This window comes from Bradyrhizobium roseum, from assembly GCF_030413175.1.
Taxonomy (GTDB): domain Bacteria; phylum Pseudomonadota; class Alphaproteobacteria; order Rhizobiales; family Xanthobacteraceae; genus Bradyrhizobium; species Bradyrhizobium roseum.
Map to the genome: position 1 here is coordinate 4976670 of NZ_CP129212.1, position 17658 is coordinate 4994327.

Genomic DNA, 17658 nt, shown 5'->3' on the forward strand with positions numbered 1-17658 from the left:
GGTTTCGTTCCGGCCCGCCTTCGACAACCGCCGGGCTGTTTTTCCGCCGTTGCTGCCCATATATAGGACGATGAAACCCTGCCGCCAAGGGCGCTTAAAATGCCGCCCGGGACACCTGATCTCATGCTGAATGACATCTACAACAAGCGGATCATCGAACTGGCGGGCAACATCCCCCGCCTCGGCCGCCTTCCCGACCCCCATGCCAGCGCCACGGCCCACTCCAAACTGTGCGGATCTACCGTCAAAGTCGACCTCAAGATGGACGGACCGGTCGTGACCGACTTCGCTCATGACGTGAAGGCCTGCGCGCTGGGCCAGGCCTCCTCCTCGATCATGGCCAGCCACGTGGTTGGCGCGACGGCCGCCGAGTTACGTGAATTGCGAGAAACCGTCCGCAAGATGCTGAAGGAAAACGGCAGTCCGCCGCAGGGCAAGTGGGCCGACGTCGCCCTGCTCGAGCCGGTACGCGACTACAAGGCCCGCCACGCCTCGACCATGCTGACCTTCGACGCCGTGGTGGATGCCATCGGCCAGATTGAGGCGAAGGCGAAGCAGACGGCAAAGGCGTAGGGCGGGTTCTCGCTAACCCGCCATCTCGCACGGGAGCGGCGGGTTAGCGAGAACCCGCCCTACGCCTTACTTCTGCGGCTGGATCGGCGCCGTCACAGAGCCACCGGTTGGAACCGCGGCTTCGGCGGTCTTGGTGGACTTGCCCGCTTGTGCCGGCGCGTCACCGCCAACGGCCGAGCTGACGAAGCGGTCCTGCGGCTTGGCGGGCTTTGCTTCCGCCATCGGCAACGCAGCATTGTCGCTCGGGAATACGTCCGCGGCGACTTCGGTCGTGACCAGATTGGCCAGCCGCAGTTCAGCGCGCGACATCTCGTGCAGATCTTCCCAAGGCGGCACGCTGAGCGCGAGCGACAGCAGGTCGCCGCTGCCACCCATGTCGAAAGTGTATTTGGTGAGTCGCCCGATGTCGCGCTGGACGATCATCAGATCCTGCGCAGAATAGCTTGCCGCTTTAGCGTCATCGGCGCGGTCGCCCATCCAGATCTGGTGCACGCGGACATGCGCCACGGGCGGCACGTAACGCGTCTTGCCCGACAGCAGCAGGAACACGCACATCGACTCGCAATAGGCCTCCGGCGTCACGCTCGCGCGCTCACCTTGCGCGGTCTGCGTGCGCACGGTGGCGCCGACGGTGGTCAGCGCGCCGAGGCTGCGAAATTTTCGCCCAAGTATGATGGAGTCATTGACCGAGCCGCCGCTGGAATCCAGCACGATGGTCGCGCCGGCAAGCTGTTTATCCCTGGCGAATTCCTCGAATTCGCGCGGACTGTCCGATGTGACGATGCCGACTGCCGAGACCCAGCCCCTGCAATCGGGCTGGCACGCATTCCACTTGAAATGCATCGGCTGCTTGCGTTCTTCAAGGGTGCCGCCGGCGTGCGCCGAGTTGCCGAGCGTCGTGACCGCGCCCGGCAATGCGAGACAGACGGCAGTGGCGCCGAGGAGCGCCCAGCCGCGAAATTTCAGCGACCTCACAAACCTCAATTTGGTTCCTTCCCCCAAGCCCCGTCCGTGAACAGCAGCAATGGCTTCAGTGTAGCCCAAGATGATTCTGTCATCGATCCGTATGAAAACGGTAACGGTGCTGACTTGTGTCGTCCATCATACCTTGGCGTGCTACACCTCTTCGCAGCGCGATAATTGTCGACTGTGGCGCAAATATCTGCCCCGCATCAGTTCCTTGATATGGAACCCCCGCAAGATTACGTAGCTGGTTCAGCATGGCACCCACCGATCCGTTTCCTCACAAACCATGCACGGAGTGTGCCAGCGCGGCCCGCCGCCTGCCGCGCAATGCCGGGCGCGCGCTGATCTGGATCTACCGACACACGCTCTCGCCGCTGGTCGGCTACAACTGCCGGCATCTTCCGACCTGTTCGGTGTATGGCGACGAAGCGATCGAACGGTTTGGGTTGTGGGGCGGCGGCTGGATGACGCTGGCGCGGATACTGCGCTGCCAGCCCTGGGGCACGTCCGGCATCGACAACGTTCCGGCGACCAGGCCGCCGGGCGCGCGGTGGTATCTGCCGTGGCGCTACGGACGGTGGCGCGGCGTCAACGGCTGATGCATGCGCAGGGTTGATGCGTGCAACGCCGGTGTATCCGCGCTATCGCCAGAAGAAGAAATCGCCCCCGCCTCGCGGTTGCGGCCCGATATCCACCGGCGGGCGCGGTTTCTGGCGACGCGGCGGTGGCGGCGGATTTGGGGCTTCGGCCGACGCCGACGCTCCGGTGCCCGCCGATCCATCATCAGGTGATTTCACCGACAGCAGCACATTGGTCTCATGCGTGCGCCAGCGATAGCCGATGCCGAAATCGACCGGCTGCGCGCGGCGGAACAGTTCGGCGTAAGACGGCTGATAGAGCCCCGGGAATTTGTCGATCGGCCCGAGGTAGCGGCCGAACGGGAAGAAGCGCCACTTCTTCGCATTGAAATAGCCGAGCGGAATGCCTGAATCGTCCTGGATAATGCTGGCGCTGTTGTTGAGCAGGAAACTGCGCACGGTGCTGAAATTGCCTTCATGCAGCAAATAGGATGCGCTCTTGATCAGGCTGTTGCCGGGGCCGAGCGTCTCGCAGAATTTCAGGAAGCCACTCGCCTTGACGCCGGCGTTCGACAGGTCGGTCGAAAAATAATACAGCGTCTTGTCCTGCCCGTCGCTGCCGGAGAAGATGATGCGCACGCCGCGCACGACATTCGTCCCGGGGGTTTCGCCCGCAACATACGCCGCTCCCTTGTCGTCCAGCGCGACCGGCCCGACACTTTTTACCGTCATGCCCGAGCGCGCCAGGAAGACGTAGAGGATCGGCAGCGTGCCGCTGATCTGGCCTGACTGCAGATCGGTCTTCATGTCCTTGGTGATGAAGAAGCTGAAGCTCAGGATCGAACCGAGCGAACGCTCGACATTGTAGAGCGCGGACGCGATGCCGCCGCGCGACAATCTCGTCAAATCCGGCACCACGCCGACCGGCTCGAGCGCGCTCAGCACATAGGTCGACGCCCTCGGATGGAACGCGTTGGCATAGAGAAAGTCGGGACCCGAGAACATGTAGAACATGACAGGTTTTGGCGACGCCAGATTGGCGTCCGCCCAGGCGCGGATCCGAGAGATCTGGCGCTGCTCGAGCTGGCCGAAAGCCGTGTCGAAGAATTTGGCGTGGCGCTGCCAGGCCGCTTCCCGCGTCAGCGGCGTCAGCGGCGAATCCGCAGACGGCATCATGCCTGCGAGAAACTTTGCGGTGTCGTCCACTGTGGCGGTCTGCGCATGGACACCGGCCACGGCCCCGAGCATCGCGATGGCTGCCAAAGACGCAATGCACAGAGAACGCAATATGCTCATTCGCGCCTCGCAGCGATGGCGGGGACCGGATCTGCCCGCTTGCGGAAAACGGCGTAGATCAACAGGCCCGAAAACATGATCAAGAGACTGAGGAACGAGCGCAACGGCTGTTCGCTCAACAGATGGTACATCATGAAGCCGGTCACGATCAGGAAAACCACCGGCGTGACCGGATAGCCCCAGGCGCGGTAAGGCCGCGGCAGGTCGGGACGCGTGATCCGCAGCTTGATGACCGCGAGCACGGTAAAAAACGAACAAAACAGCAAGGAGAACTGAATGAATTCGAGGACAGCCTCGAAACTGCGCGTGAACAGCAGCAGGCTCGCGACCGTAAGCTGGAACAGGATGGCGTAGGCCGGCGCACCGCCGCTGGATTTGCGTGCAAACGCCCGCAGCACCGGCATGTCCTCGCCCATCGTCATCATGACGCGCGGCCCGATCCACATCATCGCGCTGATCGAGGATATCAGCCCAAAGCAGATCATTGCGCCGACGATGCGGCCGCCGAACTCGCCGAAGATGTAGCTGCCGGAAATCCGGGCGACATCGAGCTGGCCGGCGAGCTTGTCGATCGGCGCGGCATGCAGGAACACGGCATTCAACGCGACATAGAGCACCAGCACGATCAGCGTTCCGATCAGCATCGCCCGCGGCACGTTGCGCTCGGGCAACCTCACCTCGCCGATGATGTAGGTCGCCGCGTTCCAGCCCGAGAACGAATACATCACGAAGACCAGGCTGATCGCGAACGGCGCGCTGACGATATGGGTGAAGTCGGAGGCCGAAGGCGCAAACGACACCGGCTGTGCCGTACCGATCGCAAAGCCGCAGACCAGGAACGCCACGATCAGCAACACTTTCAGGATGGTCGCGATCAACTGAAAGTTCGAGGAGTGCTTCACGCCGGTGAGTTGCACCAGCGACACCAGCCAGACCACGCCGATCGCAAGCGCCAGCGGCGATGCCTCCGGTGCGACCGACTTGCCGTACTCGCCGAACGCCATGGCGGCCAGCGCGACGGGTGCGGCGAAGCCCACGGTCGCCGATACCCAGCCCGCCACGAAGCCGAAAGCCGGGTGATAGGCCCGGCCGAGAAAGTTGTATTCGCCGCTCGAGCGCGGAAACATCGCGCCAAGCTCGCCGTAGGAAAACACCCCGCACAACGCGACGATTCCGCCGATCGTCCACAGCAGCAGGATCGAAAAGCCGGAGGGGATGTCCTTGACCTGAAAGCCGAGGCTGGTGAAGACGCCGACGCCGACCATGTCGGCAACGACGATGGCTACCGCCACCAGAACAGAAACAGTGGAGCCGCTGCCGGAGTGCGCGTCCGGCACCGCCGGGCTAACCGTTTCTGATGCCGCCATCTCCGATCATACCTTCAGCGCCGCAGCCAGAACTGCATCGTGAAGGCTGATGGGCCTCAATTCAAGCAATGTTTCCAATGGCTTAAATTAAGGCAAAAGATAGGTTCGATGATACCGCAAGCCTTCCGTGCCACGAACGGATTGCGAAAACATCATGGCGGCCCCACAATCGCGACACGATTTCATGGTGTCCTCAGGCTTCCGGAATGGAGAGTTTGTCCGGACGCTTAACGTCGCCTAAACGCGTGCGGGCTTACGCCGGTTGACGGTGAATCTCTGGGATTCTTGGGACATCGGGGCGGATGGTCGGAGCGATTCCGAAATTCCTGACAGATGATCGCGCCGTGCGCGCGATGTCACCGGCCGTGCCGCGTCGCGCCTTGAAGCGACGGCACTGGCTGACGATGGCCGCGCTATGCGCGCCGCTATCCATTGTGCTCATCCAGTGGAGCAAGGCGCCGAGCGCCGACATGCTGGCGGCGAATTCGGACGGCGCCATATCCCTGACCAGCAAGTCCAAGGCTCCGGCCGACCGGACTTCAATCGACATATTCGAAAATCGTTTCCCCACGCTGCAATTCGCCGACCGTTTTCCGACCGCGAACGAAAGCCTGCCGCTGGTCCAGCGCCAGGTCGCGCTGGCGCCGCACCCGCCACGCAATATGCGTACCGAGCCTGTGAGGGTCGCCTCGCTGACGCCGACGCTCACCTTGCCGCGCGCGGAGCGCGAGGACCTGACCACGCTGGTCGCGATGAAATCCTCGGCATTTCCCTATTCCGGCGCCAATCCGCGTTCCGAAGAGCCCTTCCTCAACATCACCAAGGGCGATCGCAAGGGCCACCGCAGCATCAGTGGCCGCGTCTACTGGCAGGACGAGACCTACAACGATAACCGTGTGCTGCTGCATGTCCCGGAAACCTTCGACGTCAAGAAGCCCGGCGTGATCGTGGTGTTCTTCCACGGCAACGGCGCGACCCTGGAGCGCGACGTCCGTGACCGGCAAATGGTGCCGCAGCAGATTTCGGATTCCGGCGTCAACGCCGTGCTGCTCGCGCCGCAGCTCGCGGTGAACGCCGCCGATTCATCGGCCGGCAAATTCTGGCAGCCGGGCGGCTTCAAACGCTTCATCGACGAGTCGGCGAGCCACCTCGCCCGCCTCTACGGCGACCCGAAATCGGCGCCAACCTTCGCCAGCCTGCCGATCGTGATCGTCGGCTATAGCGGCGGCTTCCTGCCGACCGCCTGGAGCCTCGAGGTGGGCGGCGTCCCCAACCGTATCAGCGGCGTGTTCCTGCTCGACGCGGTCTATGGCGAACTCGACAAGTTCGCGTCCTGGATCGAGAAGAACCGCACCGGCTTCTTCATCTCTTCCTACACCCGCCACACCAAGCGGCACGACCAGGAACTGATGCAGATGCTCCGCGACCGCGGTATCTCGGTCACCGAGACCATGGACGAACCGCTAAAGCCCGGCAGCGTGGTGTTCGTGCAGACGCCCGATGGCGTCTCCCACCGCGATTACGTCACGCAGGCCTGGACCGAGCATCCCATCAAGGACGTGCTGGTCAGGATGGCGGCAACGCCGGCGCTGACGAGAATTGCCAGCGGGCCGGCAGCGAACCGGTAAAGCGGTTAGGCATCTCGCCTGACCTGCAGCACAATCCGCCCCATCGCGCTACGGTTCGCGACCAGGCTCATGGCCTCGCCGGCCTGCTGCAGCGGCAGCACCCGGTCGACCTGCGGACGTAGCTTGCCCTCGCCGACCCACGCCATGATCTTTTCCGACGCGCGGGCGGCCTCCTCCGGGTAGCGCTCCATCCAGGCACCGACGAATACACCGACAACGGAATAATTTTTCAGCAGAGGCAGGTTCATGGCGAGCGACGGAATTTCGCCGCTGGTAAAGCCGATCGGAAGCAGCCGGCCGTTCCAGCCCATGAATCTTGCCAATGTCGCGAACAATGCTCCGCCGACATTGTCGACGCAGATGTCGAAACCTTTACCAGCAAGGGCCTTCACGCGTTCACGCACGTCCTCGCACGAATGGTCGATCACCTCGGCAGCGCCGTGCGCCCGAACCAGCGCCGCCTTCGCGGCACCGCCCACGACGGCAATGACCCGAGCGCCCATCAGATGCGCAATCTCGACACAGGCGAGACCGACGCCGCCGGCGGCCCCCGTCACGAGTACCGTCTCGCTGGCCTGCAGCCGCGCCCGCTCGATCAGCGCATACCAGGCCGTGAGATAGGTGTGCATCACCGTCGAGCCCACGGTGAAATCAACGTTGGCCGGCAGCATGGCGACGCTGCTCTGCTTGGCGACCATGCGCTCCGCAAAGGCGCCGAACCAATTGCCGCAACTGACGCGGTCGCCGGGCTTGAAGCGCGTCACCCGGTCGCCGCAGGCCAGCACGATGCCGGCGGCGTCCGTTCCCGGCACATAGGGAAGTTCTGGGCGCATCTGATAGCCGCCACAGCTCATCAGATAGTCCATGTAGCTGACGGACGCGGCATGGACGTCGACGAGAACCTCATTGGCCGCCGGGCGCGGCTCGTCGACCTCGGCGAAACCAAGGGCTTCGATGCCTTTGAAGGCGTTGCAAACAATGGCGCGCATCTCAGCCTCCGCGACGGGTTTCTGACGCGACGGGGGTGCCGCCGAACAGACGCGGCAGCAGCATCGGAACGCGCCGGCGATATTGCTCGTAGCTCGCGCCGAACGCGGCAACGAGATCGCGCTCCTCCAGCCTGACGCCGACGAGGATGTAGGCCGTGCTCATCATGGCGAACAGCAAATGCCCCGCCGTCATGTGCGGCGTCGCCCAGAACGCGAGCAGCATGCCGAGCATCAGCGGGTGACGCACCAGCCGGTACAGCAGCGGCGTCTTGAATGCCTGCATGCGATCGGCGCCCCCGCGCAGCGCATCGACGACCTGACGCACACCGAACAGCTCGAAATGATCGATCTGGAATGTCGAAAGCAGCGCGATCAACCAGCCCAGCCAGAACACCGCGGTGAACATTGCCGCCGGCCAGCCCTCGACGCGCCAGACGGTCGCGGGGATCGGGCGCCATTGCCAGAAGATCAGGATCAGCAGCAGGCTCGAAATCAGGACATAGGTGCTGCGCTCGCAGGAAGCCGGCACGATGCGCGTCCACCAGCGCTTGAACGCCGGGCGCGCCATGACGCTGTGCTGGGTCGCAAACAGGCCAAGCAAGATCACGTCGATCAGAATGGCGTGAGCCGGGGCGCTGTCCGGTCCGACGTCGATTGTCTTCGGGACCAGAAAACCGCCGAGGAAGGCCGGCGTATAGGCAAATGAAAGCGAGAAGATGAGATAGCTCGTGAGGCCATAAATGAGGGCCGCGGCGCGTCCTGCCATGATGTTTCTCCGGAGGTGACGGTGCAATTGCGCCGGTGCTATCATCGCAACCGTCCCCTCAGCGTCCCCGGGGCGCTACCGCGTCCCCTAACGCCCCACCGAAGATCGCATTGCCATGGCTTCGTTCAGCGTCCGGACGCTCGGTTTCCCGGAGATCCGGTGTGATGACCGCCTGTGCCCGTTGGCGTTGCGCAAGGGGCTCGCGCTGCTGGTCTATCTGGCCGAAGCCAACGGCCCGGTCGGACGCGATGTGATAGCCACCATGCTGTGGCCGGAAAGCCCGGCGGACGTGGTAAGGGCACGACTGCGCCGGCTGCTGCATCGCCTTCAATCGGCGCTCGGCAATGTCCTGGCATCCGACCGATCCACGGTCCGGTTGTCGGCGACGGTCAATCTGCAAATCGACTCACGCCTGTTCGAAGAGGCGTGTGACCGCGGCGAGTTCGAGCGCGCCTGCGCGCTGTATCAGGCCGACTTCCTCGACGGCTTCTCGCCCGGCGACTGCCCGCAATTCGACGAGTGGGCGTTCTTTCGCAAAGAGGCGCTGCGCGGCCGCGCGATCCAGGCGCTGGAACGGGTGGTGCAGGAGAAGCAGGTGGCGGGCGACTATGCCTCCGCCGCCGCTCATGCCGGCCGCCTGGTGGCGCTCGATCCGCTCAGCGAGATCTATGCGCGCCACCTCATTCGCAACCTGATTCTCAGCGGCGACCGCGCCGGGGCCGAGCGCCAGCTCAAGGCGCTGACGCAGCGTTTGCGCGACGACCTCGACGTCGCGCCCGAAGGCGAGACGACCGCGCTGCTCGAAGCCGATGCCGCGGCGCCGCCGCCGACGCAATATGTCAGCGGCGGCAGCGTGCATCTCGCGTTCCAGACCTACGGCAAAGGCGACCCCGACATCCTGATGCTGCCGGGCTTCGTGTCGCATGTCGAACGTGTCTGGGAGGACGCCGCCTGCCGGGCGTTTCTTTCCTCGCTGGCGGAGATCGGCCGTCTCATCCTGTTCGACCGCCGTGGCGTCGGCCTTTCCGACCGGGTCGGATTCAGCCCCAGCGCGGAGGCGACCGCAGAGGACATTCTAACCGTGCTCGATGCCGCAGGCTCGCGCCGGGTCGTGCTGTTCGGGGCCTCCGAAGGCGGACCAGCGTGCATCACCTTCGCCGCCGAATATCCCGACCGCGTCGCGGGGCTGATCCTGTTCGACTCGCTCGCGAAAGGAAGTTTTGCGCCTGATTATCCCCATGCGCTGCATGCCGAACAATATGATGCGTGGCTGCAGCAGCTCGTGTCGGCCTGGGGCGGCCCTGCGGGCATCGAGACGTTCGCACCGAGTCTCGCCGGCGATGCGAAAGCCAAAGCCTGGTGGGCCGGCCTGCTTCGCGCGGCCTCGAGCCCGGGCGCCATCAAGGGCGTGCTCGAAGCCCTGCGCGATACGGATGTGCGGCCTCTGCTCGGAAGGGTTGCCGTTCCGACACTGGTGCTGCACCGCCGCGGCGACCGCGCCGTCCGCATCGGCGCCGGGAGACATCTGGCCGACCACATCCCGCACGCGCGCTTCATCGAGCTCGACGGCGCCGATCATTGGGCTTTTGCCGGTAACCGGCAAGCGGTGCTCGACTGCATCAGGCCGTTCGTCGGCGAACTCTCAAATGCCTCCGGTCGAAGGTAGAGCTACAAGCCATGGTGAGTGATGCTTCACACATCGTTGTCCGCCCCGCCGTTCGCGACTTCAGCGATTGGGAACGCGTGCTCCAGCTGGTCCTCGATGCGTTTGCCTATATGGGACCGCGCATCGATCCGCCCTCCTCGGCCCTGCGGCTGACGCCCAAATCGGTGCAGGCGCATGCCGAAAGCGGCACGCTGTTGCTGGCCTACCGCGCATCCGATCTGGTCGGCTGCTTGTTTCTGCACCAGAAGAACGACGCCCTCTACATCGGCAAATTCGCCGTCAGCCCCACCCTGCAACACGCCGGTATCGGCCGAAAGCTGATGCAAGCTGCCCGCGACGAAGCGAGACGACGCGGTATCGGAACGCTCGAATTGGAAACCCGCGTCGAGCTGACGGAAAATCACGCGGCCTTCGCCCGGATGGGATTTATCAAGACGGCGGAGACTTCCCACCAAGGGTTCGATCGACCGACCAGCATCGTGATGCGCGCGCCGGTGTAGGCGGGCATGCCGCTCCGGCACGCGACGATCTCAGGAAGCTGGCCAAGACTCCTGCAGGTCGAGCCGTTGCGCTTGCGAGAACGGATGTAGGAATAACCGTACCCCGCGGAATTTGAACGCCGCCTCGAAAGCGCGGCCTTGCGAAAACAAGCTTGCCGCTCCGCTGTTCAGTTCAAGCGTAAGGGCGTCACTGGCGAGATAATGCGCCGTCCCAAGAACCGACAGGTCGGACGTATCGTAAAACATGAACCTGTATTCGAGGCCGTCATTCCCATTGTCGCGCCAACGGGGCGGACTGCCGTCCGGCAATGGCTGCGCATCGAGTCGAAGCCATATGTCTCCGGCAAAATCGATAACGAGCTTGCCGGGCCGCAGGCCTTTTAACTCCGGGACGGCGTTGGGGAATGTGCTGTAGATCGCTTGCGGATTATCCAAGTAGTCGGGCCACATGGCTGCACGCGTCTCCCTATGCGGTCACGTTGCGCTCACTTCGCCGGCGTCGCGGGGCCGGGGAGATGTACGGTATGGCGGGCGGCGCGTTGGGTGGAGGTTGCTGGCCGGGCACCGCGTCCATTGAAGCTAGATAAAGCCTGCCGACACCGCAACCTTTGGTCAGCCCGCATCTCTGGCATGGCAGCCTGGGCGATCGAATCGACCCCCTCGAATATGAGCGGATTTGACCTGAATTTCCCGATATTGCCCGGTTGCAGGAGCCGAATCCCCTGCTATACCGCTGCTTTCCGCTTACCTGCGCTCGTTCGCAGGAGTGAGCTTTGGGAGAATGACATGACTGACCAGAATACGCCCGGATCCGGATTCCAGTTCGGCCTCGCCAATTTAAAGCCCGCCGAGCCCTTGGAAAAAATCACCCTCACCTTCCCGGACGGCGCGAGCCGCGAATACGCCAGGGACATCACCGGGCTCGACGTCGCCAAGGGCATCTCGCCGTCGCTGGCCAAGCGCACCGTGGCGATGGCGCTGGATGGCGTGGTCACCGACCTCAACGATCCGATTTCAGCCGATGCGAAGATCGAACTGATCAACCGCGACGATTCGCGCGCGCTGGAACTGATCCGGCATGACTGCGCGCATGTGCTGGCGGAAGCCGTGCAGTCGCTGTGGCCGGGCACCCAGGTGACGATCGGCCCCGTCATCGAGAACGGGTTCTATTACGACTTCTTCCGCAACGAGCCGTTCACGCCGGAAGACTTTTCCGCGATCGAAAAGAAAATGCGCGAGATTATCGCGCGCGACAAGCCCTTCACCAAGGAAGTGTGGGACCGCGAAAAAACCAAACAGGTGTTCCGCGACAAGGGCGAAGCCTTCAAGGTCGAATTGGTCGACGCGATCCCCGGCGACGAGCCGATCAAGATCTATTTCCAGGGCGACTGGTTCGACCTCTGCCGCGGCCCGCATATGTCGTCGACCGGCAAGATCGGCAGCGCCTTCAAGCTGATGAAGGTGGCCGGCGCCTATTGGCGCGGCGACAGCAACAATCCGATGCTGACGCGCATCTACGGCACGGCGTTCGCGAAGCAGGAAGAGCTCGACGCCTATCTCAAGCAGATCGAGGAGGCCGAGAAGCGCGATCACCGCAGGCTCGGCCGCGAGCTCGACCTGTTTCACTTCCAGGAGGAAGGCCCCGGCGTGGTGTTCTGGCACCCGAAGGGCTGGACGATTTTCCAGGCGCTGATCGCCTATATGCGCCGCCGCCTGACCGGTGACTACAGCGAGGTCAACGCGCCGCAGATCCTCGACAAGGTGTTGTGGGAAATGTCCGGCCATTGGGACTGGTACCGCGAAAACATGTTCGCGGCACAATCCGCCGGCGACGAGGCCGAGGACAAGCGCTGGTTTGCGCTGAAGCCGATGAACTGCCCGGGCCATGTGCAGATCTTCAAGCATGGCTTGAAGAGCTACCGCGACCTGCCGTTGCGCCTCGCCGAATTCGGCGTGGTGCACCGCTACGAGCCGTCGGGCGCCATGCACGGCCTGATGCGCGTACGCGGCTTCACGCAGGACGACGCCCACGTGTTCTGCACCGAGGCGCAGCTTGCCGACGAGTGTCTCAAGATCAACGAGCTGATCCTGTCGACCTATGCCGATTTCGGCTTCGACGGCGAACTCACCGTCAAACTCTCGACCCGGCCGGAGAAGCGCGTCGGCACCGACGAGATGTGGGATCACGCCGAGCGCGTGATGGCGACCGTGCTGGCGGAGATCCAGGCCAGCGGCAGCAACCGCATCAAGACCGCGATCAACCCCGGCGAAGGCGCGTTCTACGGGCCGAAGTTCGAATATGTGCTGCGTGACGCCATCGGCCGCGACTGGCAATGCGGCACCACGCAGGTCGACTTCAACCTGCCGGAGCGTTTTGGCGCCTTTTATATCGACGCCGACGGATCGAAGAAGGTGCCGGTCATGGTTCACCGCGCGATCTGCGGTTCGATGGAGCGCTTCATCGGCATCCTGATCGAACACTTCGCCGGCAATTTTCCGCTCTGGCTGGCGCCGACCCAGGTGCTGGTCACGACGATCACGTCCGAGGGCGACGAATACGCCAAGGTGGTGGCCGCAGCCGCCCGGCGCGCCGGCCTTCGCGTCGACATCGATCTGCGCAACGAGAAGATCAACTACAAGGTCCGCGAACACTCGCTGGCAAAGATCCCCGCCCTGCTTGTGGTCGGCAAGAAGGAAGCCGAAAGCCATTCGGTCTCGATCCGTCGGCTCGGCAGCGATGGCCAGAAGGTGATGCCGACGGATGAAGCGATCGCCGCGCTGGTCGAGGAAGCGACGCCGCCGGATGTGAAGCGGGCGGCGGCCTAATCATAATCGGTCTAAAACCGGCTTCCGCTGGACCGGCTGTGCCCCTATTTGGGGCACAGCCATTTCCGACGAAAGAGACCCTCGTGCCCGACGCCATTGAACTCCTGAAAATCCGCCGATCGGTAAAGCCCCGCGAGATGAGCGGGCCCGGCCCTTCGCCTTCCGAGATCGAGACCATTTTGACCATCGGCGCGCGGGTGCCGGACCATGGCAAGCTGACGCCGTGGCGCTTCATCGTGTTCGAGGGCGACGCCCGGGCGCGGGCCGGCGACGTCATCGCGCAGGTCTTTGCGAAGAAGAACCCGTCCGCGCCTGCCGCCGATATCGAGGTGGAGAAGCGCCGGCTGATGGACGCGCCGCTGGTGATCGCGGTGGTCAGCTTCGTCAAGCCGCACCCGAAGGTGCCGGCCTGGGAACAGGAACTGTCCGCCGGCGCCAGCGCGATGAACATCGTCACCGCGGCGACGGCGCTCGGCTATGGCGCCAACTGGCTGACCGGCTGGTTCGCGTTCGACCGCGACGTGCTGGACGGGTTCGGATTGAAGGCGGATGAAAAGCTCGCCGGCTTCATCCATATCGGAACGCCGGCCAAGCCCGCCGAAGACCGTCCGCGCCCGGCGCTGTCCGACATCGTGACGCGGTTCTAGATTTGCGGTTCTGGATTTCGGCTCGACAGCTCTCTTGATTATCATCAACGATAAAGCCCGGCGCAGAACTTTCGTTCTGCGCCGGGCATTGTCACGTCGTCACGCCATGACGACCATCGCGCGCATCATCAACCCCACAGATGATTGTCGAAATGCTGGTGCGCCAGGTTGATCAGTTCGCCGATCTGCGTGCTCGCCAAATCAGCGCCCGATGCGGCGGCTCCATCGCTGTCGTCACCCTGCATTGAACGCAGAAGGGATCCCAGATCGGCGAAGCGGCCGCCAAGATCGCCGCCGAAGCCATCAGGCGTGCCGGCATCTGCACCGGTGCCCGTGGCGCCATCGCCCGCAGCCGTCTGGGTTCCGCCACAGCCGCCGGCGTCGCCATCGCCCGCATCTGCAGTCGGCGTTGTCGGCGTGTCAGGCGTTGCTCCGGTACCGCCATCGGGAGTGACAGTGTCGGGCGGCGTGGTCCCCGTGCCGCCGGCATCCGCCATGTCGGTGGTGTTGGCGCCATACAGCGCCACGATGCCGTCGATATCGGATTGCGTCAAACTGTCGAGCCCGAAATTGGCGGTCGAGTTCATCACCGCGTCATCGTCGTTGAAGTGACCCAGTCCAATCGCATGCCCGATCTCGTGGATCGCGACCAGGGAAAATTCCGAGCCGCTCAGATTGTCGGCGCTATCGAACTCGATATCTGCACTCTGAAGCTGGCCCCCTGAATAACTGTAGCTTGTGACGCCCAGGATGTTGCTGGCGCCATCGATCGCCCCCTCTGAGAAATCGATGTCAGATTCGGTAGTGGACGAGACCTGCTGGAATTGAATATTGGCAACCTCGGACCATTCAGCGAATGCAGCATTGATGGATTGCATTTCTGTCTGGGAGATACTGTCGTCAACGGCCCAGGTGACAATCCCTCCCGCAGTGCCCAGTTCGGGCGAGCCCCATTTCGCGCCCTCGAGGCTGAAGTCATTCGCCATGGTATCTCCTTCACCGTTGATGTCAGTCAAGATCGCAGTATCGGACACGTAAGCTGTTCGGTTGACGAGACTGAGGCTCTCGTTGGCAAGAGTGAGGCGATACAACGCTCATTGAATGATCAGCAATACGCCGACGCGTCGACGCAGCTTTGCAACGCCGGGCATCAAGCAAAGATCGCCCATGCGGGAACCGGCACCAATAAAGTCGGAGCCGCGCTTCGGTGCGTTGCGACCTGATCAGCCGAACAGCAAGCGCTGTGCGATTCCACACGCAGGTAAGCACGGCCTTGTCTGAACCCGCGACGACTTACGCTGCCTGCGAGGCCCGCGCAGCAAAACGAGCCAATAGTTCCGCGATCTCCGACGCCGGCTTCGCCGCGCTGAACAGAAAGCCCTGCACCTCGTTGCAGCCTTCGGCGCGCAGCCAGTCGAGTTGATCCTCGGTCTCCACGCCTTCGGCCGTGGTCGTGATGTTCAGGCTGCGGCCGAGGCCGGAGATGGCGCGCACGATCGCGACGCAGTCGGAACGCTCGACGAGATCCTTGACGAACGAGCGGTCGATCTTGATCTTGTCGAACGGAAAGCTGCGAAGATAACTCAGGCTGGAATAGCCGGTGCCGAAATCGTCCATGGATATGCTGACGCCGAGCTCGCGCAACTGATGCAGGATCGCCAGATTGGCTTCGGTCTCGGCCAGGAACACCGACTCGGTGATTTCGAGTTCGAGCCGCCGCGGCGACAGGCCGGAATGCGCCAGCGCCGAGATCACCGCCTGAACCAGATTGCGGCTGCGGAACTGGACCGGGGACAGATTGACCGCGACCTTGATGTCCTCGGGCCAGCTCACCGCTTCGGAACAAGCCTCGCGCAGCACCCACTCGCCGAGCGCCACGATCAATCCGATATCTTCCGCGACCGGAATGAAATCCATCGGAGAAACCATGCCCTTTTCCGGATGACGCCAGCGCAACAGCGATTCGAACCCGCTGATACGGTTGGCGGCCAAATCCACAAGCGGCTGATAGTGCAGCTCGAATTCTCCGCCGGCAAAGGCGCGGCGCAGGTCGCGCTCCATATCGCGGCGCTTCTGGGCCTGGCGATCCATGTCGCGCTCGAAGAAGCGATGAACGCCGCCGCCATCGGCCTTCGCCCGGTACAGCGCCATGTCCGCGTTGCGCATCAGTTCCTCGCTGGTCGCGCCATCGCCGGGCGACAGCGAGATTCCGATGCTTGCGCCAACGACCACTTCGAGCCCATCGAGATCATAGCGCGCGCTCAGCACGCCGATCAGCCGGTCGGCGAAGTCGCTCACGTCGTTCGGCGACACCTCCGAGACCAGCACGATGGCGAATTCGTCGCCGCCGAGCCGGGCGACGACATTGTCGCCGCGCACCTCGGATTTGAGCCGCTCGGCCACCTGCTTCAGCAGGCGATCGCCCATCGGATGGCCGAATGAATCGTTGACGTTCTTGAACAGATCGAGATCGACGCACAACACCGCAACGCGCCTGTTGCCGGACGCCGCCCGCTCGAGCGACGCGCGAAGGCGGTCCTGATAGAAGGCGCGGTTCGGCAGGTTGGTCAAGCCGTCGTGATGGGCCATGTGAGCGATCCGCGCCTCTGCTTCGCGGCGCTCGGTGATATCGACCGCTGCGACCAGATAGCCGTCATATCCGTCAAAGGCGACGCGGCGCCCGAATGTCAGCACGTGGATTTCGCTGCCGTCGGCCTTCAAATGCCGCCAGTCCCGGCTCGAATGATAGACATCTCCGATCTGCTGCAGCGCCTGGCTGTGGCTTGCCCACTCATCCTCCGGCCAGATCTGGCGAAGCTGCATCTGCAGGAAGGTTTCGCGTGGATAGCCATAATGTCGGACGGCCGCGTCGTTGACGCTGAGGAATTGGGTCGTTTCGACGTCGAACACCCACATCGGCATCGGATTGTTGTCGAACAGCAGGCGGAAGGAAACTTCACTCCGCTTCAGCGCCGTGACATCCGAGACCGTGAGCGACAGCATGTCGCCGAACGCCGTCACGCCCAACCGCAGACAGCGGTCTTCGCTGTCGATTTCGATCTGGCCGCCATTGCCGCCGACGATGATGTCGCGCAAGCGCCGAAGCACCTCCGGTCGGCATAGCAGGTTTCCCCCGGCGGCGAGCCGGCGCCATAACAACGCGGATGCCGGTTGCCGCAGCAGCCGCGCCGCGCCCTGATTGAGGTGGACGATCTGAAAATCGGAAGGGCTGCCGCTCGCATTGCGGATCGCCGCGAGTGACAGGACGCCCTCGTCGGTCGACGAAAAGATCGTGTCGAGCAGATTGAATTTCGGGCCCCGCTCGTTGACGTAGGCGCTGACGAGAGTGGCGCCCCAGCGCGAGGATGTCGGCAGCGCCAGCACGTCGTAAGTCCGAACCAGTCCGTCGCGCACGCAATGCGCGATGGCAAGATGCGGACAGCCGTTCTGCAGCGCGTGAGACGCCGCCTCGCCGAGCGTGGTCGCACAATCCGGCGGCAACGCGCTCAGGGGAATGTCCCAGCGATCGTCATTGAGCCATTGCTGGACGTAGCGGCCGCTGTGCGAGAGGGCAAACATCCCGCCGTCGTGGCGCAGCAGTACCACATGGTCCGCCATCCGGCCGAGGCTGCCCAGCATGACGTCCTCGTAGCGCGGCAGATTCTCGCCCGGGCGCAACGCAGCCTGCCATTTGCGCTTTAGAACCGGGACGTCGGCAAACATCTCGGTGTTGAATTTCTCCGACGTCTTTTTCGATGATCTGTTTGCCGCAACCATGACCTGCCCCGCTTTACGCGCTCAATCCCGGGGGCATCCAATGCAGCCGCCTTTAAGGCTCTGTAAAAATCGCGGCGGC

General features: G+C 63.5%; 15 protein-coding genes. 7 read left to right on the forward strand and 8 right to left on the reverse strand.

Features of this window, described 5'->3' with window-relative positions; genetic code table 11:
* Positions 1-123: 123 nt before the first annotated feature.
* Positions 124-573 carry an iron-sulfur cluster assembly scaffold protein gene (locus QUH67_RS23650; RefSeq protein ID WP_300941686.1) on the forward strand — a complete coding sequence of 150 codons (450 nt, stop codon included), beginning with the start codon at positions 124-126 and terminating at the stop codon, positions 571-573.
* Positions 574-639: 66 nt separating this feature from the next.
* Here the strand turns inward: QUH67_RS23650 and QUH67_RS23655 are convergent, their stop codons facing one another.
* Positions 640-1557, reverse strand: a complete 918-nt coding sequence (locus tag QUH67_RS23655) for a COG3904 family protein (protein ID WP_300941688.1) — start codon at positions 1555-1557, stop codon at positions 640-642.
* A gap of 236 nt (positions 1558-1793) precedes the next feature.
* On the opposite strand from QUH67_RS23655, the gene yidD reads away from it, so the two are divergent.
* Positions 1794-2138 (forward strand): membrane protein insertion efficiency factor YidD, encoded by a 345-nt coding sequence (gene yidD, locus QUH67_RS23660; protein WP_300941690.1) that lies wholly within the window; start codon positions 1794-1796, stop codon positions 2136-2138.
* A gap of 42 nt (positions 2139-2180) precedes the next feature.
* Here the strand turns inward: yidD and QUH67_RS23665 are convergent, their stop codons facing one another.
* The gene (locus QUH67_RS23665; protein ID WP_407080345.1) at positions 2181-3413 is read right to left on the reverse strand and encodes a hypothetical protein; all 1233 of its coding nucleotides are present in this window, start codon (positions 3411-3413) and stop codon (positions 2181-2183) included.
* Entirely contained in the window at positions 3410-4780 is a 1371-nt protein-coding gene (locus tag QUH67_RS23670) for an APC family permease (protein WP_300941692.1), read from the reverse strand. Before QUH67_RS23670 ends, QUH67_RS23665 begins: the two co-directional genes overlap by 4 nt.
* Before the next feature lie 302 nt (positions 4781-5082).
* Here QUH67_RS23670 and QUH67_RS23675 point away from each other — a divergent pair, with 302 nt between their 5' ends.
* Entirely contained in the window at positions 5083-6408 is a 1326-nt protein-coding gene (locus tag QUH67_RS23675) for an alpha/beta hydrolase (protein ID WP_300941694.1), read from the forward strand.
* Positions 6409-6413: 5 nt separating this feature from the next.
* Here the strand turns inward: QUH67_RS23675 and QUH67_RS23680 are convergent, their stop codons facing one another.
* Both QUH67_RS23680 and mddA read right to left on the reverse strand, forming a co-directional pair.
* On the reverse strand, positions 6414-7397 hold the full coding sequence (locus tag QUH67_RS23680) for an NADPH:quinone oxidoreductase family protein (protein ID WP_300941696.1): 984 nt from the start codon (positions 7395-7397) through the stop codon (positions 6414-6416).
* A 1-nt stretch (position 7398) separates the two neighbouring features.
* Positions 7399-8163, reverse strand: a complete 765-nt coding sequence (mddA, locus tag QUH67_RS23685; RefSeq protein WP_300941697.1) for a methanethiol S-methyltransferase — start codon at positions 8161-8163, stop codon at positions 7399-7401.
* 115 nt (positions 8164-8278) lie between these two features.
* Between mddA and QUH67_RS23690 the strand changes: the two genes are divergently transcribed.
* The gene (locus QUH67_RS23690; RefSeq protein ID WP_300941699.1) at positions 8279-9829 is read left to right on the forward strand and encodes an alpha/beta hydrolase; all 1551 of its coding nucleotides are present in this window, start codon (positions 8279-8281) and stop codon (positions 9827-9829) included.
* A gap of 77 nt (positions 9830-9906) precedes the next feature.
* Positions 9907-10329 (forward strand): GNAT family N-acetyltransferase, encoded by a 423-nt coding sequence (locus QUH67_RS23695; RefSeq protein ID WP_407080346.1) that lies wholly within the window; start codon positions 9907-9909, stop codon positions 10327-10329.
* 30 nt (positions 10330-10359) lie between these two features.
* Here QUH67_RS23695 and QUH67_RS23700 read toward each other — a convergent pair whose 3' ends face one another.
* Positions 10360-10779, reverse strand: a complete 420-nt coding sequence (locus tag QUH67_RS23700) for a hypothetical protein (protein WP_300941703.1) — start codon at positions 10777-10779, stop codon at positions 10360-10362.
* Between the two features lie 336 nt (positions 10780-11115).
* On the opposite strand from QUH67_RS23700, the gene thrS reads away from it, so the two are divergent.
* Positions 11116-13155, forward strand: a complete 2040-nt coding sequence (gene thrS, locus QUH67_RS23705; RefSeq protein WP_300941704.1) for a threonine--tRNA ligase — start codon at positions 11116-11118, stop codon at positions 13153-13155.
* Positions 13156-13238: 83 nt separating this feature from the next.
* On the forward strand, positions 13239-13802 hold the full coding sequence (locus QUH67_RS23710; protein ID WP_300941705.1) for a nitroreductase family protein: 564 nt from the start codon (positions 13239-13241) through the stop codon (positions 13800-13802).
* A 128-nt stretch (positions 13803-13930) separates the two neighbouring features.
* On the opposite strand, the gene QUH67_RS23715 is transcribed toward QUH67_RS23710, so the two are convergent.
* Together QUH67_RS23715 and QUH67_RS23720 are read right to left on the reverse strand one after the other, a co-directional pair.
* Positions 13931-14788, reverse strand: coding sequence for a matrixin family metalloprotease (locus QUH67_RS23715; protein ID WP_300941707.1), 858 nt, complete (start codon positions 14786-14788; stop codon positions 13931-13933).
* Between the two features lie 307 nt (positions 14789-15095).
* Positions 15096-17579: a putative bifunctional diguanylate cyclase/phosphodiesterase gene (locus QUH67_RS23720; RefSeq protein WP_300941709.1), complete on the reverse strand. Its 2484-nt coding sequence runs from the start codon at positions 17577-17579 to the stop codon at positions 15096-15098.
* Positions 17580-17658 lie beyond the last annotated feature (79 nt).